21 protein-coding genes are annotated in these 25284 nt (G+C 51.7%); 20 read left to right on the top strand and 1 reads right to left on the bottom strand.

The genetic code is table 11. The features are described 5' to 3' along the window. Positions 1 to 61: 61 nt before the first annotated feature. Positions 62 to 298: a DUF2626 domain-containing protein gene (locus PXY01_RS03855; RefSeq protein ID WP_127567506.1), complete on the bottom strand. Its 237-nt coding sequence runs from the start codon at positions 296 to 298 to the stop codon at positions 62 to 64. 272 nt (positions 299 to 570) lie between these two features. Between PXY01_RS03855 and PXY01_RS03850 the strand changes: the two genes are divergently transcribed. From PXY01_RS03850 to ftsA, 20 genes are all read left to right on the top strand, one after another. Next, a complete protein-coding gene (locus PXY01_RS03850) occupies positions 571 to 1218 on the top strand; it encodes an RsfA family transcriptional regulator (RefSeq protein ID WP_127567504.1) in 648 nt (215 codons plus the stop codon). 151 nt (positions 1219 to 1369) lie between these two features. Continuing rightward, on the top strand, positions 1370 to 2353 hold the full coding sequence (locus PXY01_RS03845) for a ketopantoate reductase family protein (protein ID WP_127567502.1): 984 nt from the start codon (positions 1370 to 1372) through the stop codon (positions 2351 to 2353). A 30-nt stretch (positions 2354 to 2383) separates the two neighbouring features. Further along, complete coding sequence (locus PXY01_RS03840; protein ID WP_127567500.1) at positions 2384 to 2782, top strand: DUF3397 domain-containing protein; 399 nt, start codon at positions 2384 to 2386, stop codon at positions 2780 to 2782. A 230-nt stretch (positions 2783 to 3012) separates the two neighbouring features. After that, positions 3013 to 4671: a bacillithiol biosynthesis cysteine-adding enzyme BshC gene (gene bshC, locus PXY01_RS03835; protein WP_127567498.1), complete on the top strand. Its 1659-nt coding sequence runs from the start codon at positions 3013 to 3015 to the stop codon at positions 4669 to 4671. A gap of 48 nt (positions 4672 to 4719) precedes the next feature. Continuing rightward, positions 4720 to 5988: an adenosylhomocysteinase gene (locus PXY01_RS03830; protein WP_127567496.1), complete on the top strand. Its 1269-nt coding sequence runs from the start codon at positions 4720 to 4722 to the stop codon at positions 5986 to 5988. Positions 5989 to 6300: 312 nt separating this feature from the next. Continuing rightward, positions 6301 to 6738 carry a division/cell wall cluster transcriptional repressor MraZ gene (gene mraZ, locus PXY01_RS03825; RefSeq protein ID WP_127567494.1) on the top strand — a complete coding sequence of 146 codons (438 nt, stop codon included), beginning with the start codon at positions 6301 to 6303 and terminating at the stop codon, positions 6736 to 6738. Positions 6739 to 6785: 47 nt separating this feature from the next. Next, a complete protein-coding gene (gene rsmH, locus PXY01_RS03820) occupies positions 6786 to 7736 on the top strand; it encodes a 16S rRNA (cytosine(1402)-N(4))-methyltransferase RsmH (RefSeq protein ID WP_127567492.1) in 951 nt (316 codons plus the stop codon). Positions 7737 to 7820: 84 nt separating this feature from the next. Beyond that, positions 7821 to 8234, top strand: a complete 414-nt coding sequence (ftsL, locus tag PXY01_RS03815) for a cell division protein FtsL (RefSeq protein WP_164744298.1) — start codon at positions 7821 to 7823, stop codon at positions 8232 to 8234. Between the two features lie 9 nt (positions 8235 to 8243). Beyond that, positions 8244 to 10439, top strand: coding sequence for a penicillin-binding protein (locus tag PXY01_RS03810; protein WP_127567488.1), 2196 nt, complete (start codon positions 8244 to 8246; stop codon positions 10437 to 10439). A gap of 174 nt (positions 10440 to 10613) precedes the next feature. Next, on the top strand, positions 10614 to 12572 hold the full coding sequence (locus tag PXY01_RS03805) for a stage V sporulation protein D (protein WP_127567486.1): 1959 nt from the start codon (positions 10614 to 10616) through the stop codon (positions 12570 to 12572). 163 nt (positions 12573 to 12735) lie between these two features. Next, a complete protein-coding gene (locus PXY01_RS03800) occupies positions 12736 to 14223 on the top strand; it encodes a UDP-N-acetylmuramoyl-L-alanyl-D-glutamate--2,6-diaminopimelate ligase (RefSeq protein WP_174721796.1) in 1488 nt (495 codons plus the stop codon). Then, positions 14220 to 15650: a UDP-N-acetylmuramoyl-tripeptide--D-alanyl-D-alanine ligase gene (locus tag PXY01_RS03795; RefSeq protein WP_127567482.1), complete on the top strand. Its 1431-nt coding sequence runs from the start codon at positions 14220 to 14222 to the stop codon at positions 15648 to 15650. Before PXY01_RS03800 ends, PXY01_RS03795 begins: the two co-directional genes overlap by 4 nt. Positions 15651 to 15663: 13 nt before the next feature. Continuing rightward, positions 15664 to 16626, top strand: coding sequence for a phospho-N-acetylmuramoyl-pentapeptide-transferase (mraY, locus tag PXY01_RS03790; RefSeq protein WP_127567480.1), 963 nt, complete (start codon positions 15664 to 15666; stop codon positions 16624 to 16626). Between the two features lie 101 nt (positions 16627 to 16727). Further along, positions 16728 to 18185, top strand: a complete 1458-nt coding sequence (gene murD, locus PXY01_RS03785; RefSeq protein ID WP_127567478.1) for a UDP-N-acetylmuramoyl-L-alanine--D-glutamate ligase — start codon at positions 16728 to 16730, stop codon at positions 18183 to 18185. 46 nt (positions 18186 to 18231) lie between these two features. After that, positions 18232 to 19329 carry a stage V sporulation protein E gene (spoVE, locus tag PXY01_RS03780; protein ID WP_127567476.1) on the top strand — a complete coding sequence of 366 codons (1098 nt, stop codon included), beginning with the start codon at positions 18232 to 18234 and terminating at the stop codon, positions 19327 to 19329. 7 nt (positions 19330 to 19336) lie between these two features. Continuing rightward, positions 19337 to 20443, top strand: coding sequence for an undecaprenyldiphospho-muramoylpentapeptide beta-N-acetylglucosaminyltransferase (gene murG, locus PXY01_RS03775; protein ID WP_127567474.1), 1107 nt, complete (start codon positions 19337 to 19339; stop codon positions 20441 to 20443). Between the two features lie 221 nt (positions 20444 to 20664). Continuing rightward, positions 20665 to 21570 (top strand): UDP-N-acetylmuramate dehydrogenase, encoded by a 906-nt coding sequence (murB, locus tag PXY01_RS03770; RefSeq protein WP_127567472.1) that lies wholly within the window; start codon positions 20665 to 20667, stop codon positions 21568 to 21570. Between the two features lie 15 nt (positions 21571 to 21585). Next, positions 21586 to 22872: a UDP-N-acetylglucosamine 1-carboxyvinyltransferase gene (gene murA / locus PXY01_RS03765; protein ID WP_127567470.1), complete on the top strand. Its 1287-nt coding sequence runs from the start codon at positions 21586 to 21588 to the stop codon at positions 22870 to 22872. Positions 22873 to 23054: 182 nt separating this feature from the next. Next, entirely contained in the window at positions 23055 to 23822 is a 768-nt protein-coding gene (locus PXY01_RS03760) for a cell division protein FtsQ/DivIB (RefSeq protein ID WP_127567468.1), read from the top strand. Positions 23823 to 24030: 208 nt separating this feature from the next. Continuing rightward, positions 24031 to 25284, top strand: coding sequence for a cell division protein FtsA (ftsA, locus tag PXY01_RS03755; RefSeq protein ID WP_127567466.1), 1254 nt, complete (start codon positions 24031 to 24033; stop codon positions 25282 to 25284).

The following is a 25284-nucleotide window of genomic DNA, read 5'->3' as shown; positions in this document are numbered from 1 at the left end:
TCGGAATCGCTTACGATTCCGACTCTTTTTATGTGGGGGGATCAAAATCCCGCAGACTAATTTACAACGGAAGCCCCATCTTGAATACCGTCCAGTAACTAAAGCCAACAAACGAGATGATCATGTAACCCCAGAACATCAATATATATGTACGTTCCGAGAAGTTCAGATAGCCGAGCAAGATGAACGCGGCGGCTTGCATGAAGAACAAGAGCGACATTTCGATCATGTCTCCTGCAAACGACATCAGTGCAATCATGAGCGTCCAAAAGCCGAGAACTCGAAACATGCGTGCCATTCTCCATCCCCCTCTCTTCGATTCGACCTTTTTTTTCTATTGCTCATTATAACTGTACGTACAAATTGTGTAAACCTGTAAGCGCATCAATCTGCAAACTTTTTGACCGGCACTTGGATTCTCATCCGCTATAAGTTTGTACATTAACATCAGCATTCATGTATGAGTACATTAAAAAATGGATATATAAATTAGTATCCGATAGATTCTATGAACTCTACCAAGGGCATAGAGATAAATAAGCGCCTTACACGTTAGGAGGTTTGGGTAGCATGACAGCAGTTAGACAAGATGCATGGAGTCCCGATGATGATATTATATTAGCGGAGGTAACGCTGCGGCATATTCGCGAAGGCAGCACACAGTTGGCCGCTTTCGAGGAAGTCGGCGAGCGGATTGGCAGAACCTCGGCAGCCTGCGGCTTCCGGTGGAACAGCTGTGTTCGCAAACGTTATGAGGATGCTATTCAACTTGCAAAGCAGCAGCGCCAGAAACGCAGTTATTTAAAGAAGCAATCGCTAGTAGCATCTCCTCATGTATCGTCGCTTCAGATCGTAGATGAGGACACGAAGTCATTTAAGCATGATCCGATATCGGAAGAAAGTATGACGATAGACGGAATTATTCGTTTTCTCCGGCAATGGCGGGGAGCCTATCAAGAGCTTCAGCGGCAGGTAAAGGTGCTGGAGAAAGAGCTGCACGAGCGCGAGGAAGAGCTAGTTGCGCTTCGAAACGAGAACAGCCGATTGAACAGTGAAGTGTCGAATGTCCAGACGGATTATCGGACCGTTAACGACGACTACAAGACGCTTATTCAGATTATGGATCGCGCGCGTCGTCTTGCTGTATTAAATGAAGAGGACGATTTGAAGCCTCGATTCAAGATGGACGCGAATGGAAATTTGGAACGAATCGAATAACCGGTTGCAGCGATGTCTTGGCGAACGCCCTCGCATGTATAGATGCGACGGGCGTTTTTGCGTTACGATATATCTATTCGGTCTTATGGACAATAGGATAGAGAATAGCATATCAACAAAGACAGATGCGGGATAGGGGGCGGACTAATTCATGAGATTTGTTATTGTAGGCGGCGGGGCCATCGGTCTGTTGTATGGAGCTAGACTTGCGATTGCTGGATATCCGGTTACGATCTGGACGAGAACCTCGAAGCAAGCGGAATTGCTGACAGACGAAGGGATCGAGCTTGTCCGGGACGGCTCTATCGATATCGTGGACGTTGAAGCTTATTCGATAACGGAGGATAGTCGGTTAGCTGCAAGAGACAATGAGGATACGGTGCTGCTTATCACCGTTAAGCAGCCGCAGCTGACAACGGAGCTGCTGGGGCGTATCCGTGTGGTGGCTGAGCAAGGAAGCATCGTGATCGGGCTTCAGAACGGTGTAGGACATATCGAAGCTATACAGCGCTTCCTGCCGGATTGTGATGTGCTTGCGGGTATAACGACGGAAGGTGCGCTACGGCATGGCCCTCGTACGGTGGAGCATACGGGTAAAGGAACTTTTGTAATAGGCAAGTATGAGGTAGCTGCGACTGCGAATTCAGCGGCGGATCATCGTGATATTTTGTCACAGGCGGATTGGAATTTACGTGAAACAAGGCAGAAAATGTTGGTGAATGTGTTCTCTGGAGCAGGAATTACGGCCGAACTGTCGAATGAAATGATTAATCGGGTTTACCAAAAATTGCTGGTGAATGCTGTAATTAATCCTTTAACGGCATTGTTCGATGTACGCAACGGAGAACTTACCGGGCATTCCACTAGATTGTCGCTGATGAAAGCTTTGCACGAAGAAACGTTATCCGTGCTAATTGCTGCAGGAATGGTTGACGACGGCAATAGCTGGGACAGGCTGCTGCAAGTGTGCAAGAGCACGAGCAGTAACATCTCGTCGATGTTATCTGATGTAAGAGCAGGCCGGCCAACCGAGATTGACTGGATTAACGGCGGCGTATGCCGTCTCGCGGCGGATGTCGGAATGGAGGCTCCGCTCAACCGTTCGGTAATGCTCATGATTCAAGCGATACAGTAAATCAATTCAGCAATGGAAGGGGGGACTGGCATGTCGTGGTTATGGGAAAGCGTTCGTCACATCTATGCTTATTTGGCAGTCATACCAGTCGTCCCTTTTTTTCTAATTTATTGGATATACGGCTCCATAAGCAACAACCGTAAGAAAGCATTCGGCTTGGCGATGGATGTGACGACGGTACTGCTCATTGGCTGTGTGGCGGTTCTATTCGATTTTATCTTCGGCAGCAAATTCGGTTTTTATTTAATTATTCTAATTCTGCTGCTGCTCGGCGGTTTGATCGGCAACTTGCAGTTCCGCAAACGCGGCGAGGTCGATACGAAAAAAATTGTCCGAGCCGTATGGCGAATCGGCTTTCTATTCATGAGTGTTCTATATGTTCTATTCATGTTCATCAGTATCGGCCAACTGCTGCTCTATCCGGTGTAACGGCTATATACCGTACACATATGAGCATCACGGGGAGCCGAATGAGTCCTTCCGGCTTGGAAGGCTCTTTTTAATTCTTTCTTCATGTCTTCCTATGTCCTCGCTCTTTGACGCTTCACCGCTCAATTGTGTACAATGAGTCCGTAGCATTTGTCCTAATTATTACGGGCTGCTCGCTCTAGCGGCAGGCAGCTATACAATCTATTGCGGATCGAGGTCGGAATGAAGCAATGACTTCTACGAATTTTTATGAACTGCCATCATCTCAGCCGTTAAGCGAAGCCTATGTGAAACAAACGGATCGTCGTTTAGATGCATTGTTTCACAGCGGTCATCCGGCCAGTGACGAGAGCTGGCGAAGCCGTTCGGCCCGGCTTGACAGCATGAAGCAGCAACGAGCAGCTTCGGCTGATGTAGCGGAAGCTCTTCGGCGTTATAATGAGCGAATCGGCATGTCGTCGGAGACAGCGGCGAATATCGATGCCATCGGACAAGGTGCGCAGGTCATCATCGGCGGGCAGCAAGCCGGTCTATGGACCGGACCCTTACTCGTTATACATAAAGCTGTTACTATTATTTCGGCGGCCAAGCACGCCTCGAACGTATTGGGTCGAGAAATAATTCCTGTTTTTTGGATTGCAGGAGAGGATCATGACTGGGATGAGGCGAATCATATTACAGTCATATCAGAGCAAGGGTTACGTAAGCTGGCGGTCGCAAGGCCGGAAGGGCCGCGTACGTCGGTTAGCCGTACAGGTGTTGCGCCAGAAGTGTGGGAAGCTTCAATCGCTGATTTGGACGCTATGCTCACCGGCTCTGAATTTAAGGAGCCGCTGCTTAGCAAGCTTAGAGAGATTTCCGGTTCGGCCCGATCGCTGAGCGACTCTTTCGCGCATCTCATGACGTGGCTGTTCGGTGAATACGGACTCGTGCTCATAGATGCGGATGATGCTGCGATACGAGCGGTTGAAGGTCCAATGTTCCGGCGGATGATTGCAGAGAACGACGCGCTTGAAGCCGCTTATGCGGCTGCCGGGGACAAGATTGCCGCGTTGGGTTATCGAACGCAAGCGGCTTTCACGCCTCATTGTGCCAATTTGTTTTTGTTCCGGCCGGAGGATAGCTCAGCCGGTATGGCGGGTGACCGCGTTCTGTTGTATAAGCGAGAGGGCGGATTCACGGACAAGAGGGGCGATTCGTTCTGGAGTACTGACGAGCTGCTGTCGATTGCAGAATTACGTCCGCATCTACTTAGCAACAATGTACTGACAAGACCCGTTATGCAGGATTATTTGTTCCCCGTTCTTGCAGCGGTACTCGGAGCTGGTGAGCTCGCCTACTGGGCGCAAATCGGCGAGGCGTTCCATCATTTCGGGATGGAGATGCCTATTCTTGCTCCTCGTATGTCATTCACTCTAGTCGAAGGCACGATAGCGAAACATATGATGAAGTATGATTTGTCGTTCGACGATGTCATCGAACGATTCGAGGAACGAAGACAGCAATGGTTGACGGCGCAGGACCGGTTCGATATTGCAGGCCGGTTCGGAGCGGCGAAGCGGGAATTCGAGTCATTGTATTCGCCTCTTGTTGAGTTGGCGGGGGAAGTGCAGGCCGGACTTGCAGCGCTTGGTGCGACGAATATGAACAAAATATTAGAGCAAATCGATTTTCTGCAGTACCGGACCCAAGATGCACTGCGCAAAAGCCACGATGCTTCGCTGCGTCGTTGGGAGCGGATTGGCCTGGCCATTTGGCCGGGCGGCAAGCCTCAGGAACGTGTATTGAACATGACAGCATATTATAATCGTTATGGAACCGATTGGATTACGAAGCTGCTTGCGCTTCCGTATGTTCCAAGCGGAGAGCATCAGGTCGTTTACTTGTAGGCCAATTTAGCTTTTATAAATTATGAGATGAGAGGCAGTGGTTAAACGATGAGTACGGATGCAAAACAAAAAAGTATTGTAGCGGATATGTCGCTGGCACCGGAAGGACATTTGAAAATTGATTGGGTTAGTGCCCATATGCCGGTGTTGAACCGAATTCGGGAGCAATTTGAGAAGGATCAGCCGTTCAAGGGGCTGAAGGTTACGATCGCACTTCACTTGGAGGCCAAAACAGCGTACTTGGCGAAGGTCGTCAAAGCTGGCGGTGCAGAAGTAACAATTACGGGCAGTAACCCATTGTCGACGCAGGATGACGTATGCGCAGCACTTGTCGAGGATGGAATTACAGTATTCGCGAAGTACAATCCTGATCCACAGGAGTACAAAGAGCTGATGATTAAGGCGCTGGAGACGAAGCCGGATCTGCTTATCGATGACGGCGGTGATCTCGTGACGATTCTTCACTCTGAGCGCCAAGATTTGCTGGCGACGGTTCGCGGCGGTGCGGAAGAGACGACAACTGGCGTGATCCGTTTGAAGTCGCTTGAGAAGGAAGGCGCGCTGAAATTCCCGATGGTTGCGGTTAACGATGCTTTCTGCAAATATTTATTCGATAACCGTTACGGTACCGGCCAATCGGTATTCGACGGTATTAACCGGACGACGAACCTTGTCGTAGCTGGCAAGACGGTTGTCGTCGTCGGCTATGGCTGGTGCGGCAAAGGCGTTGCTATGCGCGCCAAAGGTCTCGGTGCTAACGTAATCGTAACGGAGATTGACGCGATCAAAGCAGTCGAAGCGTATATGGACGGATTTGCGGTTATGCCGATGATTGAAGCTGCGAAGCTTGGCGATATTTTCGTCACGGTAACGGGTAACCGTGACGTAATCCGCGGTGAGCATTACGAAGTAATGAAGAACGGCGCAATTTTGTCCAATGCTGGACATTTCGACGTAGAAGTGAACAAGCCGGAGCTTGAAGCGCTGTCGAGCAGCGTTCGTACGGTACGCCGCAACATCGAAGAATACCAACTGAAGGATGGACGCAGCATCTACCTGCTGGCTGAAGGTCGCCTCGTTAACTTGGCAGCCGGCGACGGTCATCCGGCAGAAATTATGGATATGACGTTCGCACTGCAGGCGCTTGCGCTTCGTCATGTGAACGAGCAGTACCAAACGCTTGGCAACAAAGTGACGAACGTTCCGTACCATCTTGACGAGCAAGTTGCCCGCTTGAAGCTGGAAGCTCTCGGTATGGGCATCGATAAGCTGTCCGATGAGCAGCGAGCATATCTTGACAGCTGGAATGCGCACTAAAACAATTGAAATATGCGAATATGTACATGAAGGCCGGGGCCATGCTGCCCCGGCCTTTTTTCATTGACTTTTATATGTTCGTACGGGAGGGGAAGAGCAATCAGAGAGACTAACTCCGGGACAGAAAACAAAACATAGGGCGTAAGCCCTAAGTCGGTCTGATACTATGGTGGGATATTTAGTTTATCACCTAAAATTTAATGCGTATTAGCAAAATTAGAGAAGGAATTTTATTTTAGGTGGCGAATAAGTGTGACTTAGTGGTGAAAAGTGGGGCGATGTGGTGAGTTTGGGGGAAGGAGTGGAACGGTCGTGTTCATGGGTGAGCATCAACATAGTATTGATGACAAAGGCCGTCTCATCATTCCAGCTAAGTTCAGGGAAGCATTAGGTACTACTTTCATCGTGACGAGAGGCTTGGACAACTGCTTGTTCGTATACCCGATGAGTGAGTGGAGCGTGCTGGAGCAGAAGCTCAAGGCGCTGCCGCTGATGAAGTCGGATGCCCGTGCCTTTACCCGCTTTTTCTTCTCGGGAGCTACGGAATGCGAGCTCGATAAACAGGGAAGGGTAAATTTGCCGAAGCATTTGTGCGAATACGCCAAGCTGGATAAGGAATGCATGGTGCTGGGTGTGTCAAGCCGCGTGGAAATTTGGAGCAAGGAGACTTGGATGGGCTATTACGAGCAGTCTGAACAAGCATTTAATGAAATTGCTGAAAAGCTCGTTGATTTCGATATTAACTTCTAAATATCTCATCTTAGATTAGCATCAAGAAGTAACGGGAGGTTTGCCGCGTGTTTCAACATGTAACAGTGCTCATGGAAGAAGCGATAGATGGGCTGAATATTAAGCCGGACGGCATTTATGTCGATTGTACGCTCGGAGGGGCAGGACATAGCTCGGGGATCGCAGCGAGGCTTGGCAAGGGCGGTCGATTGATCGCATTTGACCAGGATGAATGGGCGCATGACAACGCGCAGGTCAGACTTGGCCCGTATTTGGATAAAGTGACGCTGATTAAAAGTAACTTCAGACATCTCGAACAGAAGCTGCTGGAATGTAACGTCCCCATAAAGGATGGCATTCCGCAGGTTGACGGCATTTTGTTCGATCTTGGCGTTTCGAGCCCGCAGTTGGACGAAGCAGAGAGAGGCTTCAGTTATAATCATGATGCGCCGCTTGATATGAGGATGGATCGAAGTATTGCGCTGACGGCGGGAGATATTGTCAACACGTGGGACGAACGTGAAATTGCACACGTTCTGAGTGAGTATGGCGAAGAGAAGTTCGCTCGTAAAATTGCCAAATTGATTGTTGCAGCAAGAGAGGAGGCGCCAATCGAGACGACAGGTGAGCTCGTTGAGCTGGTGAAGGCGGGGATCCCTGCGGCAGCAAGACGGACTGGCGGCCATCCTGCTAAGCGGACCTTTCAAGCGCTGCGCATTGCGGTTAACGACGAGTTAGGGGCTGAGGAAGACGCTTTGGAGCAGGCGATCCGTTGTCTTAAGCCGGGCGGAAGGGTGTCGGTCATTACGTTCCACTCGCTTGAGGATCGAATTTGCAAACAGACCTTTGCCAAGTACGTTGAGAAATGTACATGCCCGCCGGACTTTCCGATGTGTGTATGCGGAGGTCAAGGGACGCTTAAGCTTGTGAACCGGAAGCCAATCTCGCCGAGCGAGGAAGAGCTGGAAGCCAACCCGCGTTCTCGTTCTGCAAAGCTGAGGGTAGCTGAGAAGCTGTAAAGGAGAACTAATTAACTGTAACAGATGACAAAGGACGACATAGAGCAGAGCCGGAATGATGGGCCGTATAGAGAGAGGGGGATTATGATGGCATATACGAACGGTAACTTGGCGCTTAAGCCGAAGAAGAAGCCGCAGCAGCGGCAGCAGCAGCTATATCGTGAGACGAAACGGAAGGTCGTCGTAAGTAAAACGCTGCCTACGAAAGAACGGCTGCTCGTATTGCTTATTATAGCGGCGGCTGTACTCGTGGCTTTCCTGGTTATATATCGCAGTGCACAAGTTTATCAACTGAAATACGAAGTAAAGCAGGTGACGGATCAACAAGCGAAGCTGAACGCTGAGCTCGGTGACCTTCAACAGAAGGTCGAGACGCTGAAGGATCCGAAGACGATCGCGCTTGCGGCCGCCAAGCAGGGGTTCTATTATCCGGAAAGTGAAGAAGAGGCTATCAAAGTACGAAAGAAAGCCGCCGAGTCGGAACTTGCAAGAAATTAGGTGATCGATATGAAACGAAGAATCCAACTACGCGTGCTGTTTTTGATCGGAGGGCTAATTACCCTCCTTTTTGTTGTCTTAATTGGCAGGCTATACTGGGTTCAAGTTGTCAAAGCTGACTTCTGGCTGAGCAATGCCGAGCAGTACTGGGCGGCGTCGGAGAAGCTTGTCGCGAAGCGGGGGGATATTACAGACCGGGACGGTAACGTGCTTGCGATGGATGGCAAAGCCTATACGGTAGCGGTTAGTCCAGCGCAGCTGGATAAGCTCGGCATCGTCGATAAAGTAACTGCGAAGCTTGCAGAGCTGCTCGGGATGAATGAATCTGATTTGAGAGCGATTGCTACCGCAAGAAATCCGGATAAGAACAATGCTTTGTATGCGCAGCGCGAGGTGCGTTCGAAAGGCTGGAAGATCGATAAGGAGCTGGGCGATAAAATTGAGGCATTCAAGAAAGAACTGACGGCCGAAACGGGAAGTGTAGATGTCGGGATTTATTTGCTGAATGAAACGAAACGCTATTATCCGAAAAATTCGATGGCCGCACAGCTGCTTGGTTACGTCGACAAAGAGGGCAAAGCGAACTACGGACTGGAATCGTTCTTCGATGAGGTGCTTCGCGGCGAGGATGGTTACCGCAAATATCAGAAGGACGGCAACCGGATTCAAATCGATGGCGGCAAGGTCGAATACAAGCCGGCTCGAGACGGCAAAAATATTACGTTAACGATCGATTATGATATTCAAAACTATGTTGAGCAGGCGATTCAGAAGGCTTACGACAAATATAATCCGAAAAGTATTACTGCGATAGCGGTCGATCCGAATACTATGGAAATTCTTGGAATGGCTAATTTGCCGAGCGCGAATCCGAATAATTACTGGACACAGGATTCGAGCGGTTTTTATAATCATGCGACTCGTTCATTGTATGAGCCTGGCTCGACGTTCAAAATCGTTACGCTTGCTGGCGCAGTTGAAGAAGGGATCTTCGATCCGGATGCGGAATATATGTCCGGCTCGATTCAAGTTCCGGGCAAACGAATCTATGATATTAACCGTAACGGCTGGGGTCAAATTACGTACCTAGAAGGGTTGAAGCGATCGAGTAACGTCGCTTTCGTTCATCTTGGCTACGAAGGGCTCGGAGAAGATAAGCTGCGCAGCTACATTACCAATTTCGGCTTCGGGGCGAAGACAGGCGTGGAATTGCCGGGCGAGTTAGTCGGTTCGATTCGGTTTCATTATCCGACCGAGATCGCTGCGGCTACATTCGGCCAAGGCGTATCCGTCACGCCAATTCAGCAGGTTGCTGCCGTATCCGCAGTTGCGAACGGCGGGAAGCTGCTCAAGCCGCAAATTATTAAGCAAATTGAAGATCCGGTTACCGGTAAAGTGGAGACGCGCAAGCCGGAGGTCGTTCGGCAGGTTATTTCGGCTGAAACGTCCCGTAAAGTAAGCGAATATTTGGAGCAGGTCGTCGCCGACCGAGAGATCGGTTCGGGTAAGAATGCTTATATCGAAGGGTATCGCGTTGCCGGCAAGACCGGTACGGCGCAAAAGTGGGACAATACGAAACGAGGATATTCGAGCGATAAATTCGTCGTCTCGTTCATTGGCTTCGCGCCAGTCGGCAATCCGAAAATTCTTGTGTACGTCATAATTGACGAACCGAATGACAAATACGTCGGCGGCGGTGCTGCAGCAGCTCCAGTATTTAAGGAAATCGTACAGCAGAGCTTACGCCATTTGGGCGTGAAGCCTCAATTAACTGCTGAGGAAGAGGCAGCGCTTAAAAAAGGAGATAATGCGAAAGACAAGAAGGCGCCGACGATCGAGGTCCCGGATCTTAACGGAATGAACGCGGCTACGGCGAAGTCGAAGCTGCAAAGCAAAGGCATCCAGTTCGTTATTGTAGGCAACGGTACCAAGGTGGAGCAGCAAATTCCGCGCGCAGGCTCCATTGTGCCGACCTCACAGCGGGTCTATCTCATTACCGAGAAGCGGGATAAGCTGGCCGTTCCGGATTTGAAAGGGCTGTCGCTTCGCGATGCGATGGAAGTGAGCACGCTGCTTGACATTCGAACGGTGACCGAAGGTGAAGGCTACGTCGTGTCGCAGACGATAGCAAAGCTAAACGGTGAACGGGTGCTGAAGCTGGTTCTCAAGCCGCATATCAGCGAAGCTGGCGAAAATAGCAATTAGGCTGACGTTTAGACTTCTGCACGCAGCGGTTATCATTCATTCGACAAGCCCGGTGCTCTTTTTCGAGCGCGGGCTTGTTCTATTGCTCTCTTGTCCCGAATACGATGGCTGTAAGCGGCGTACAGTCTGTCCGGTCCGGACGGTATGTGCCGTGACGGAAGGGGGACAAGGAAAGTGAAAGTATCTAATGTGACCGTGCGAAGGCGAATGTATATCGTACTGATATTCGGTATTATCGCATTCGCGGGGCTGATCGGACGCTTGGCATTCGTCCAATTGTGGAAAGGCGCAGAGCTTGCGGCCAAAGCAGAAAATTCTTGGCGGCGGGAAGTTCCCTTTACAGCGAAGCGGGGAGAAATTCTCGACCGCAATGGGAACCGGCTTGCGTATAATATCAGTTCTCCTACCATTTGGGCCATACCGGTTCAAATCAAGGATAAGGCGGCGACGGCACGTGCGCTTGCTCCCGTACTAGGCATGACGGAGGAAAAGCTGCTGCCGATGCTCTCCAAGAAGCAGTCCAGCGTAAAGCTGCAGCCAGGAGGCCGGAAAATTACGCTGGAGAAGGCGCAGGAAATTCGGGCACTGGCCCTGCCAGGCATTATGATTGGAGAAGATAACAAACGATTTTATCCTTATGGAACGCTTGCAGCGCATGTGCTCGGGATAACAGGTATCGATAATCAAGGCCTGACGGGGGTCGAAGCTAAATACAACAAATATTTGGAAGGGATAAGCGGTAATATTGCTTATATGTCCGATGCAGCCGGAAATTTGATGCCAGGCTCCGGCGATACGTACAATGCGCCGAAGGACGGCCTTAGCCTGCAGCTTACGCTCGACAAACATATTCAGACCATTGTGGAGCGGGAGCTTGATGCCGCCATGGCTAGATTAAATCCGGATCACATCATTGCTATAGCCATGAATCCGAATAACGGCGAGGTGCTGGCGATGTCTAGCCGGCCGACGTTCCAGCCGGATCAGTATCGGGAGGTGCCGACGGAGGTTTATAACCGTAACCTGCCGGTGTGGATGACATATGAGCCTGGTTCAACCTTCAAAATTATTACACTTGCTGCGGCGATCGAAGAGAACAAAGTTGATCTGAAGAATGAGCGGTTTTTCGATCCAGGTGCAGTCGAGGTTGGTGGAGCGCGGCTTCGCTGCTGGAAGAAGGGCGGACATGGAAGCCAGACGTTTCTTGAAGTCGTGCAGAACTCCTGCAATCCGGGATTCGTCACTCTCGGCCAGCGTCTCGGCAAAGAAAAGCTGTTTGAATATATTCGCAGCTTCGGCTTCGGGACGAAGACGGGCATCGATATTAACGGCGAGGAGAACGGCATTCTGTTCAAGCTGAGCCGCGTTGGACCGGTTGAGCTGGCAACGACCGCATTCGGGCAGGGTGTCTCGGTAACGCCGATTCAGCAAATTACAGCCGTGGCTGCAGCGATAAACGGCGGTACGCTGTATAAGCCTCATTTGGCCAAAGGTTGGATTAATCCGGAAACAGGCGAAACGATTGAATCATTCGATCCAGAGCCGGTCCGTACCGTTATTAGTGAATCGACGTCCCAGCAAGTGCGGGAGGCGCTTGAGAGCGTCGTCGCTCAAGGAACAGGCGGCAACGCCTTTATCGACGGTTATCGGGTAGGAGGCAAAACAGGTACGGCGCAGAAGGTCGTCAACGGCCGCTATTCGCCGAATGAGCATATTGTCTCGTTCGTCTCCTTCGCACCAGCTGACGATCCGCAAATTATTGTCTACTTAGCTGTTGATAATCCGGAGGGCATTCAATTTGGGGGTGTCGTCGCTGCACCGATTGTACGTAATATATTGGAAGATTCGCTCCATTACCTCGGCATTCCGCCAAGAGCGAAGCAGATTGAGAAGGAATATAAGCTTGGCGAGAACAAAATTATTACTGTGCCGAACTTAGTTGGTAAGACGGTATCTGATATTTACGAGGATATGAATACCAATTTTAACCTGTCGTCTGCCGGCACGGGTACGACGGTCATCCGGCAGGCTCCTGCCGCTGGAGCGCGTGTAGAGAAAGGCTCCACTATTCGGATTTACTTAGGCAGCGAAGAGCTGCTGAAGGATGGAGCAGAAGGCCATTCTCATCCTTAATATGGAATTTACTGCGGTGCTAGGGCTGTAGAATTGCCGAGCGCCGCAAATGAATGGTTGAAAATCGGTTAAGATCGATCATAATGGTGTAATAACGACAGTAGCAATGAAGTGAGAATTGTCGATCTAATACAGTACGTGTCGACGGAAGGGGATGCACGATATGACTCTCAATGATATTGCACAGTGGCTTGCTGTCGCATCAGTAGATGGGGATGGCAGCGTTCAAGTAACGGATCTGGAGGACGATTCCCGCAAAGTAAAGCCAGGCTCTTTATTTTTCTGTGTTCCCGGTTATAAAACGGACGGACACGATTTTGCCGTGAAGGCGGCTGAGAACGGAGCGGCAGCGCTTGTCGTCGAGCGAAAGCTGGATATTGCGCTTCCGCAGCTCATTGTTAAAAGCAGCAGACTCGCGATGGCTGTCATCGCAGACCGTTTCTACAGCCACCCTAGCCGCAAGCTTCGTCTTATTGGCGTGACAGGTACGAATGGAAAGACGACGACGACGTATTTGATCGAACGTATCATGGCCGACGCAGGCCGCTCTTCAGGCGTTATCGGCACGATCGAAACCCGGTATGCGGGACGTACCTTGCCGATGTCTGGCACGACGCCGGGCGCATTAGAGCTGCAAAAGCACCTCTCTAATATGGCAGAGGCGGGAGTGGAAGTATGCGCGATGGAAGTGTCGTCGCACGCGCTCGATCAAGGACGCGTTCTCGGCTGCCGGTTCCGTACCGCAGTATTTACGAACTTAACGCAGGATCATCTGGATTACCACCATACGATGGAAGAATATGCGGCAGCCAAAGGACTGCTGTTCTCAAGGCTGGGCAATGAGTTCGGCGCGTCTGAATCCGAACGCAGCTATGCCGTATTGAATGCGGATGATGAGGCTTCAGCAGTCTACGCCAAGCTGACTGCTGCGGAGACGATTACTTACGGCATTGATGCATCGGCTGACGTACGTGCATCTAATATCCGAATCACATCGAAAGGTACTTCCTTCCATTTGCATTCATTCCGCGGCGAAGCGGACATTACGATCCGAATGGTTGGCAAATTCAATGTATACAATGCATTAGCTGCAGCTTCAGTCGCACTGCTGGAAGGGCTGCCTCTTGAGCAAATCAGGGCTAGTCTAGAGGCGCTGCCGGGCGTACCTGGGCGCGTCGAATCAGTCGATGCAGGTCAGTCGTTCGCAGTCGTCGTCGATTACGCGCATACGCCAGACGGACTAGAGAACGTGCTTCGTGCTGTGAAGGAGTTCGCCGAAGGACGAATCATCTGCGTATTCGGCTGCGGAGGTGACCGTGACCGGACGAAGCGGCCGATTATGGGCAGCATTGCAGCGAAATATTCCGACCTGTGTGTCGTTACAAGCGACAACCCGCGCTCGGAGGAGCCAGAGGCTATATTGCTTGATATCGAAGAGGGGCTTAAAGCCAGCGGCGTGCCGAAGGAACGCTATGTGATGATCGTAGACCGCCGCAAAGCGATTGAAAAAGCGGTTGAAATGGCAAGCCCGGGAGATGTAGTATTGATTGCGGGGAAAGGTCATGAGACGTATCAGATTATCGGCGGGGAAACGTTCTCGTTCGACGATCGTCTTGTGGCCGAAGAAGCGATAAGGGGAACGGTACTGTGATTAGAAGAACTTTGGGGCAAGTTGCCCGCATGTGTGGTGGAACACTAGCACATGGCCAACGGGACTCGGACATCGAGATTGCCGGCGTAACGAGAGATTCCCGGACGGCAGGAGCCGGAGAGCTGTACGTGCCTCTCATCGGTGAAAATTTTGACGGACATGACTTTGCGGCGGAGACGCTTGCTAAGGGAGCGGCGGCATCGCTCTGGGAGGAAGGAATTGTTATCCCGGACGAACTGCAGGACGCTCCGCTCGTTCTTGTGCCGGACACGCTGTCTGCACTCCAGCGGCTCGCTTCTGCGTATCGCGATGAGCTCGGATTGCGTGTTATCGGCATTACAGGAAGCAACGGTAAGACGACGACCAAGGATTTGACGGCGGCGGTGCTGGGCACCGTATTCCGAGTTCATAAAACGGAAGGCAACCTGAACAATCATATCGGTGTTCCGCTTACTATTCTGCAGCTAGACGAGAAAACCGAAACAGCCGTGCTTGAAATGGGGATGAGCGATTTCGGTGAGATCGAGCTTCTTGCGACGATCGCTTCTCCGGATGCTGCTATTATTACGAACATCGGCGACGCTCATATGCAGCAGCTTGGCTCGCGGGCCGGCATTGCGCAGGCGAAGCTTGAAATTGCGGAAGGACTGAAGGATGGCGGAGCATTAATCTTTAACGGCGACGAGCCGCTGCTGCGTGAACGGCTTGCTTCGATGGAGCTGCTTGATGGCACGGAGCTGGTTCCGTTCGGAGATGCACCGGACTGTAAATGGTCAGCAGCTAACATCAAGGTGTCCGTCGACTCTTCGACGTTCGATGTCGTGTCGCCGTTATTAACGGCTGAAGAAGCTGAGGCGCTGCGCGGTGTGTTGCTGCCTGTACCAGGTGAGCATAATGTAATGAATGCGCTGGCAGCTATTGCCGCTGCCTATCGGTTCGGCGTGCCGGCTGCTTCCATTCGGGAGGGGCTGTCGAATGTTGTTCTGACTGGCATGCGCATTCAGCCGGTGACGGCATTCAACGGCGCCAAGCTGCTGAATGACGCATATAACGCTAATCCAACGGCAACTAGAGCCGCCATAGATCTGGTTGAACAGCTGACCGGCTATCGGCGCAAATGGGTTGTGCTTGCCGATATGCTGGAGCTTGGTGATCAGGAGGTTGAGATGCACCGCAGCGTTGGTTCATACGTTACGCCGGAAAAGGCGGATGCCCTGCTCACATGGGGATCGCTTGCGCAATATATTGCTGAGGGAGCATCAGAGGCATTCGCGGCAGCCGGCCGTGCAGACGATGTTCGTCATTTCGCGCATAAGGAAGAGCTGGCGTCATGGCTGCGGGAGCATCTGCATAGTGACGATCTTGTGTTGGTGAAAGGATCGCGCGGCATGCGAATGGAGCAAGTCGTCCAAGCTTTGGAGAGCTGACGGGGGTGAAACAGTGGATACTAAGGTCATATTGCTTACAATTGGGGCTTCATTTCTTCTAGCGGTGCTGCTGGGACCTTTGTTCATCCCGCTCTTGCGCCGAATGAAGTTCGGACAGCAGGTCCGGACGGACGGCCCGCAAAGCCATCTGAAGAAGCAAGGGACGCCGACGATGGGCGGCATTATTATTATGTTGGCCCTGTTAATTGCGTTCTTGAAATTTTCCGATAAAACCGAAGAGTTCTGGGTGCTGCTAGTCGCCTCGTTAGGCTTCGGTATTGTCGGTTTTCTTGACGATTACATCAAAATTGTGTTTAAGCGTTCGCTCGGTCTGACGGCGAAGCAGAAGCTGGCTGGTCAATTGCTGTTCAGCGTCGTCGTCTGCGTGTTGCTGCACCGGATGGGCCACAGCACGGAGATCGGGCTGCCAGGAACCGATTTTTCTATCGATATGGGCTGGTTCTATTATGTGTTCGTGGTCATCATTATGTTCGCGACAAGCAACTCGGTTAACTTCACGGACGGTCTGGACGGTCTGCTTGCAGGTACGAGCGCGATTGCATTCGGTGCCTTCACCATCCTCGCCATGCACGTGAATGAATATGAATCAGCTGTATTCTCGGCGGCGATGATTGGTGCCGTGCTCGGCTTTCTCGTATTCAATGCACATCCTGCGAAAGTATTTATGGGCGATGCAGGCTCACTTGGGATTGGCGGAGGCTTGGCGGCGGTTGCGATGCTGACGAAGATGGAGCTTATTCTTATCGTAGTCGGCGGCGTATTCGTATTCGAAATGCTGTCGGTTATTATACAAGTGACGTCGTTCAAGCTGCGGGGCAAACGGGTGTTCAAAATGAGCCCGATCCACCATCACTTCGAGCTGTCTGGCTGGTCGGAGTGGCGGGTCGTTACGACGTTTTGGATCGCGGGCTTTATTCTGGCAGCTGTCGGTCTATTCGTTGGTGACGTGTTCTAAGGCAGTACGAATCAGCCCGCCGTCCTTTCGCATGCCGAGAGGACGGCGAAGCCGTTTTCAGATATACTACACATGATTCGATAGAGAGAGAGGTCAATTTTATGGATCACCCGTCATTGTACCGTAATCGCCGTGTCGCCATACTCGGTCTTGCGAAGAGCGGCGTCAGCGTTGCGAAAGTGTTTCATCAGCTCGGCGCAGACGTCGTCGTAAACGATAAGAAGGAGCGGGAGCAAAGCCCGGAGGCTGCAGAGCTGGAGGCATTAGGCATCCCTGTTATATGCGGCTATCATCCGGACGATCTCGTTACGGCCGACACTGCTCTGCTCGTGAAAAATCCGGGTATCCCGTATACGGCAAGCCCGGTACAGCAAGCGGAGGTTCACGGCGTTGAAATTGTGACGGAGGTTGAGGTTGCCTATTTGTTGTCGCCTGCGCCGATGATCGGCATAACAGGCTCGAACGGTAAGACGACGACGACGACATGGATTGGTGAGTTGCTTAAAGGAGCAGGATTGTCGCCAATCGTCGCAGGTAATATCGGAACTCCGTTGTGCGAGGCTGCTCAAATGGCGAAGGAAAGCGACATTATCGTTGCGGAGCTGAGCAGCTTTCAGCTGAAAGGAACAACGGCATTCCGTCCGCGCATCGCTTTGCTGCTTAACGTGGTTGAGACGCATCTTGACTATCACGGCGGAATGGACGATTATATTGCATCTAAGGCTAAATTGTTCGCCAATCAAATGGCTGCTGATACAGCTGTATTGAACTGGGACGACCCGACATGTCGGGCAATCTCCAAGCAGATTAACGCACGTTTGCTGCCGTTCTCACTAATTGAGAAGCTCCCTTACGGCCTTTATATCGACCCGCCGTTCCCGGTAGAATCGGATCAGCCGGAGGAAGGGCGTAAAGGAGACGAGCTCCAAAAGCGGCTGACGCGTTCTATTATCTATCGCGATGCTGGCGGAGTGGAGACGGTTATAGTACCGGTCTCGGAGCTCGGTATTCCAGGACGGCATAATGTTGCCAACGCCTTGGCAGCTATTGCTGCTGCAATTGCCGCAGGCGCACCGCTTCAATCGCTCGAAGGGCCGCTGCGCTCGTTCCGCGGGGTCGAGCATCGTCTGGAGTTCGTATGCGAGCGTAACGGCGTGTCATTCTATAACAACTCGAAGGCGACGAATCCTGTCGCAACGATTACCGGCTTAAAGTCATTTCAGCTTGACCGTGTCGTTCTCATCGCCGGCGGACTTGACCGCGGCTCTGATTATATGGAGCTGCTTCCATGGTTTAGTGGGCTTAAAGCTTTAGTAGCGCTCGGCGAGACGCGGCATAAGCTGGCGGGTGTAGCAGGCCTTGCAGGTTTAACCGCAGTTGAAACGGTCGAACCTTTAGAGGACGCCGAAGCGACGCTGCAAGAGGCGGTGCGGCGCGCTGCAGCGTTGGCCGGCTCAGGCGATGTCGTGCTGTTGTCGCCTGCATGTGCAAGCTGGGATATGTTTAAATCATATGAGCAGCGCGGGCGCATTTTTAAACAATCGGCGCATACCTTGTAAATAGGGGGCATGTCCCTACTATTGACGGTTCAGAGGTGTCAGCGCGATGGCAAAAGCTCGGTCCGCCCCGGACGTATGGATGATCGGTTCGATAGCGTTAATTTTGACAATCGGCATCATTATGGTATACAGCGCAAGCGCTGTTCTCGCCTTTCATGAATTCGGAGACAAGTTCTATTATGTGAAGCGTCAGCTGCTGTTCGCCGCGCTCGGAGTCGGCGCTATGCTCTTCACGATGAATTTGGACTACGGCATATGGAAAAGATGGGGAGGCATCGGCCTGCTCATCTGCTTCGGCCTGCTTGTTATCGTGCTTATACCTGGCGTCGGAGTCGTTCGCGGCGGTGCGCGGAGCTGGCTTGGCATCAGCTCGTTCGGCATTCAGCCGTCAGAGTTTATGAAGCTGGCGATGGTCATTTTTCTAGCTCGCTGGCTGTCGGACAATCAGCAGAAGGTCACGCATTTTACGAAGGGGCTATTGCCTCCGCTTGGCTTTATGGGCACCGCATTCGGTCTCATTATGATGCAGCCCGATCTAGGCACCGGTGCAGTAATGGTCGGCGCTTCATTGATCATGATTTTTTCGGCAGGCGCTCGGCTGAAGCATCTCGGTTCGCTTGCGCTCGTCGGCGTTGCAGGGCTCGTCGTGCTGATTGCGATTGCGCCATATCGGTTGCAGCGTATTACCGCGTTTCTCGATCCTTGGCAGGATCCGCTCGGTGCCGGCTACCAATCGATCCAGTCGCTGTATGCGGTTGGACCTGGAGGATTGATCGGTCTAGGTCTTGGCATGAGCCGGCAGAAGTATAACTATTTGCCTGAGCCGCAGACGGACTTCATCTTCTCCATTCTCGCGGAGGAGACCGGTTTTATCGGTGGAACGCTCCTTATCTGTTTATTTCTTATTCTTGTGTGGCGCGGCATCCGGACGGCGATCGCATCGCAGGATACGTTCGGAAGCTTGCTTGCAGTAGGAATTATTGGCATTGTCGGCGTACAAGTGCTGATTAATATCGGTGTCGTCATCGGCATGATGCCGGTTACCGGCATTACACTGCCGCTGGTCAGCTACGGGGGCTCCTCGCTCACACTGCTGCTGACGGCGCTGGGCATTTTACTTAATATATCCCGTTATTCGAGGTGACGAGTTCATGCGTATCGTATTAACCGGGGGAGGAACTGGCGGGCATATCTACCCCGCCGTCGCCGTCGGAAGACAGGCTCAAGAGGAGTCGGGTGCCGAGCTGCTGTATATTGGCACGACGAAGGGACTGGAGAGCCGGATCGTACCGAAGATGGGCATCCCTTTCGAGGCGGTTGAGATTACCGGCTTTAAGCGGAAGCTGTCGCTGGATAATTTCAAAACTGTACTCCGGTTTTTGAAGGGCGTTAAGAAAGCTAAGCGGCTGCTGCGCGAGTTTAAGCCGGATGCCGTCGTCGGCACGGGCGGGTACGTATGCGGCCCTGTCGTCTATGCAGCGGCAAAGCTCGGCATTCCGACGCTCATTCATGAGCAGAACGTCATCCCAGGGCTGACGAATCAATTTCTTGCCCGTTATGCAGATTGCGTAGCGGTCAGCTTTCCAGATTCTAAGCGTTACTTCAAACGCGCGAAACGGACCGTATACGCCGGTAACCCGTGCGCTACGAACGTCATGCGCGCTGATGCAAGTAAAGGTCGAACGTCGCTGGAGCTTAGCGGCGCGAAGCAGATCGTGCTCGTATTCGGAGGCAGCCGTGGGGCGAAGGCGATCAACGAAGCGATGTATGCGATGGCGCCATCGCTCGATCGGCTCACTGGTGTACACTTTGTGTTTGTATCTGGCGAAATTTATTACGAGGACGCACTTGCCAGAGTCAAGCCGCTTCCGGCTTACAAGAACGGACAACTACATATTGTACCTTATTTGCACAATATGCCGGATGTGCTTGCCGCTTCTTCGCTTGTCGTCTGCCGTGCTGGCGCTTCGACGATAGCGGAGATGACGGCGCTCGGCATCCCGTCGATTCTTATTCCGTCGCCTAACGTGACGAATAACCATCAGGAGGCGAATGCCCGCAGTCTAGTTGACGCTGGCGCCGCCCGGATGATTCTAGAACGGGAGTTGAGCGGAGAACGGCTGCTCGACACGATCAGGACGATGCTGCTAGATGAGAAACAACTAGCCGAGACGGGGCAAGCGGCGGCGAAGCTCGGCATGCCGGACGCCGCTGTAACAATCGTCAACGAGCTTCGGCGATTGCAAGGCATCAGATAACGATATTATATATATCCCGAATACAGCGCAATTTGGCAATCGTGACAGGTCTAGGCGGCTGTCACACTCCAAATGCCGAGGGCATAAGATACGTTATAAATCGCGACCGTTACCGTGCGGGACGATTAGAATGACGAATTTGATGCGCTCGGCTGCGCTATGTCTTGACAAGTATTATGATGGCATAGCGTTCTACGGACAGAAGGGGGAGGTACGACATAATGGATGCAATTATGGCGGAATTGGAGCGGAACGGATGGGGGAAGGTTCTGTTCCAAGAGCCGCTTGCGAAACATACAACTTGGAAAATCGGCGGTCCTGCCGATTGTCTCATCATACCTAACGGAATCGAAGAGCTTGTGTCGACCATCCGTCTGTTGAACGAACATGACGTTCCTTGGACCAGCTTGGGCCGCGGCTCGAATATGCTCGTTTCCGATAAGGGGATTCGAGGCGTTGTCATCAAAACAGGCGCTGGACTTGATTTCGTGGAGTTCGACGGAACGACTGTTCGAGCTGGTGCAGCATACTCATTCATTAAGCTTGCGGTCATGGCCAGCAAAGCGGGATTGACCGGACTGGAATTTGCAGGCGGAATTCCGGGAACGGTCGGTGGCGCGGTCTACATGAACGCAGGTGCGCACGGATCGGATGTATCGCGTATTTTCAAATCGGCTGTCATTGTTCGGGAGACAGGAGAAATCGTGACGTACGGACTGGAGGATATGGCATTCTCTTACCGCCATTCGATTCTTCACGAGCAGCAGGGCATCATAGTGGAAGCGACGTTCGAACTGGAGCAAGGCGACCGAGCGCAGATTGAATCCGTTCTGGCTGCATATAAAGAACGAAGACTGAATACGCAGCCGCTGCAGCTAGCGTGCGCGGGAAGCGTATTTCGAAATCCGCCGGGCGATTATGCCGCCAGACTCATTGAAGAAGCCGGGCTTAAAGGGCTTCGCGTCGGCGCCGCTGAAGTTTCTCCGCTGCATGCCAATTTCATTGTCAATACCGGGCAAGCGAAAGCCGAAGACGTACTCACCCTAATGGCGCAAATCAAGCGCACCGTCCAAGACCGCTACGGCGTTGAATTAGTGCCGGAAGTATTGGTGGTGGGTGAGCGGTAATTCGGAGGTGATACATTGGACAAATTGGTGATTGAAGGCGGGAAACCTCTCTCAGGAACCATTGCGATCCAAGGAGCGAAAAACGCCGCTTTGCCGATACTGGCCGCGAGTATGCTTGTTAACGGCACGGTAACGATCGAACATGTGCCTAAGCTGCTCGATATTGAGGTTATGCTCAGCATTTTGCGCGAGCTTGGCTGCAAGGCTGACCACATTGGAGATAAGGTTGTGCTGGATACGTCGTCAGCGCATTCGCCGCACGTGCCGGAAACGCTTATGCGCCAGATGCGTTCCTCGATCTTCCTTATGGGACCGCTGCTTGCGCGATTCGGCGAAGTACACGTCTATCAACCGGGCGGCTGTGCGATCGGTGAACGGAAGATCGATCTGCATTTATCGGGTCTCGAGGCGCTTGGGGCATCGATTAGCGAAACCGGCAACAAAATTATATGCCAAGCCGACAAGCTCGTCGGAGCTGATATTCATCTGAGCTTCCCTAGCGTCGGTGCAACGGAAAATATAATGATGGCAGCCGTACTCGCCGAAGGCCGCACGACGATAAGCAACGCGGCGCGTGAGCCGGAGATCCAAGATTTGCAGCGGTTTCTCAATACGATGGGAGCGCGCATAATGGGGGCCGGCACCGATACAATCACGATTGAAGGCGTTGATACGCTGACGCCGTGCCGATATCAGGTCATCCCGGACCGAATCGTGACAGGTACGCTGATGGTTGCGGCAGCGGCAACAAGAGGTCAGGTCGTCTTGCAGAATACGAATTCGTCGCATGTATCTTCTCTCATTCACGTCTTGCGCAGGTCTGGTATTCAGGTATTAACAGACGGTGATATAATAAAAGTAAACGCCTCATCTCGGCCGAAAGCAATTGAGCGTATCGTAACATCCCCTTACCCGGCCTTCCCGACTGATTTACAGTCGCTCGTCATGGTGCTTCTAACATTGGCCGACGGGGTAAGTATCATGAAAGAAACGATTTTTGAAGGACGCTTCAAGCATGTGGGCGAGTTGACCCGTATGGGTGCCGACATTCGAGTCGATCTGAACGCAGCGTTCATTCGCGGCGTGCCTAGACTGTATGGTGCGACTGTAGAAGCAACCGATTTACGTGCTGGAGCGGCGCTCGTCGTTGCTGGCCTTGCCGCACAAGGACGTACAGTCGTCGAACAGGTGCACCATATTGACAGGGGCTATGATCGAATTGAGCAGGTGCTGTCTCGTCTTGGCGCACGGATTACCCGTTGTACGCCGGTCCCGGATGACCGGGCGGTAACGAATGGCTAAGTGATCGAACAGCAGACTGGCGGCTGTGTTAAGCCGATGAGTTAGACCCTTAAATAAGCTCAACCACTGATGCATTCTCGTGAGAAGGTTATTCTTATCGCTTAACAACCAAGCCTTATACCGCTGCCTCTCCTTATTAAGAGCGGCTCGGTATAAGGTTTCTCACAAAGGAAGGGACAAGCATGAAACAACCGATGCCCGTTCTGCGGGAGCCCGTGGTGAAGCGCCGTGGCGGCCGCAAGCTGAAAATCGTTTTATTACTGTTGTTTATTGTTGTATTGTCAGTGTTATTCTTCAATTCATCTATAAGCAAGGTTTCTCGAATTACGGTTGAGGGCGAGCGGTTCATCAGTGCGGATACAATTCAGAAGACGGCTGGTGTTTCACTCGGAGATGCGTTCTTTGGCTTCACGGAGCGCTCCATTGAGCGAAGGCTGCGCACGAATCCAGCTATCGAGCAGGTGAAAGTAACGAAGAAATTTCCGGGCGACGTCACGATACACGTTCAGGAATATGCGGCAGTTGCCTATGAGCTATCGGCTAAAGGGGAAATTATGGCCATACTGTCAAGTGGGACAAGCGTTAGTGCGACAAATGGTGACTTCGTGGTCGATAAGCCGCTGCTTTCGGGCTGGAAGCAGAATGATCCAGTTAAGAAGGCACTCTCAAAGCAGCTGGCAGCAATACCGGCTGAGCAACTGTCCGATCTGTCCGAGATTAGACCCGACCCGACGAAGGCTTATCCTGATCGTATCCGGATTTATACTCGAACCCGATTCGAAGTCATTACAGCCATATCCGTCCTAGCGGAGAAATTGGAAACTCTAAATGCAGTTACAGAAACCCAAGAGCCAGGCAAAGTGACCATGCTGCTGGCCGATACGTATGAGCCATATATTAACGACTCATCAGAAAATATGGAATCCGCTGAAAAAGAGTCTACTCAATAGCTGCAATCGATGGTAAAATTTTAGTTATGAATTCAGGCTGGTTCAGTCTTGCTGCGTATTGGACGTGCTTTTGGCTTGCTGGAAATTGGAAGCTGTAAATCTGTCGAAATTTTTGTAGAAAAAAGAGGAAAGCTGTCAATTATGTTGAATATGTAGAGTTGTTAAAGACTGAATGTCCTACTTTCTGTTGAAATGGAGGTGCCGCGCGATGAGCAATAATGATATCATCGTCAGTTTGGACATCGGTACATCCAAAATTCGTGCTATTATTGGTGAAGTGACGAATGGAACCATTAATATTATTGGAGTTGGATCTGCCGACTCGGAAGGAATTCGCAAGGGTGCTATCGTCGACATTGATCAGACGGTACGGTCGATACGCAATGCGATCGATCACGCTGAACGAATGGTCGGCATTCAAATAGACGAAGTATATGTTGGCATCCAAGGCAATCATATCGCATTACAGACGAATCACGGTGTTGTAGCAGTATCGAATGAAGATCGTGAGATTGGCGAGGAAGATATTGAACGTGTTATGCAGGCAGCACAGGTTGTTGCACTGCCGCCTGAACGCGAGATTATCGGAGTTGTGCCAAAACAGTTTTTAGTTGACGGTTTGGAGGGAATTTCTGACCCGAGAGGTATGATTGGCGTTCGTCTTGAGGTTGAAGCGACAATCATTACTGGTACCAAGACATCGTTACATAACTTACTTCGCTGCGTAGAGAAAGCGGAGCTGCAAATCGCAGACCGGGTTCTGATGTCGCTTGCCTCCGGCTCGATGTCACTGACGAAAGACGAGAAATCGATCGGTACGGCGCTTATCGATGTTGGAGCAGGATCTACGGGCATCTCGATTTTTGAAGGCGGCGGCCTAGTCGCTTCATCTACGCTTCCGGTTGGCGGTGAGCACGTAACGAATGATATATCGTACGGATTGCGCACTCATGCAGAGCAAGCGGAGAAGATTAAGCTGAAATTCGGCTGCTCACTCGTAAGTGATGCGGCGGAGGATCAGAAGTTCAAAGTAATGCGAATGGGCAGCAATGTAGAGAAAGAATTTTCGCAAGTGGATTTGGCGAACATTATTGAGCCTCGAATGCAGGAAATTTTCCACCTTGTCCGGCAGGAGATTAAACGTCTCGGTTATGCTGACAAGGTGCACGGTTATGTGCTGACGGGCGGGACGGTGTCGATGCCGGGAACGCTTGGACTAGCTCAGCAGGAGCTGGAATCTTCGGTCCGTATTGCGGTGCCGGACTTTATCGGTGTACGCGATCCAGCATTCAATAACGGCGTAGGCATTCTGCATTACGCCCTTCGAATGTCGCGAAGCCGGAATACGTCCGTTTCAGCTAAGAAAACGGCTTCCCGCAAAGCAACGGCCAGCAGCGTCTCAACATCGCCGAAACCCGGATTGTTCGAGAAACTCAAAAATATTTTTAGCGAATTCATTTGA

Source organism: Paenibacillus xylaniclasticus (genome assembly GCF_004001065.1).
GTDB classification, from domain to species: Bacteria; Bacillota; Bacilli; order Paenibacillales; family Paenibacillaceae; genus Paenibacillus_T; species Paenibacillus_T xylaniclasticus.
This window is presented reverse-complemented; position numbering and strand designations above follow the sequence as displayed.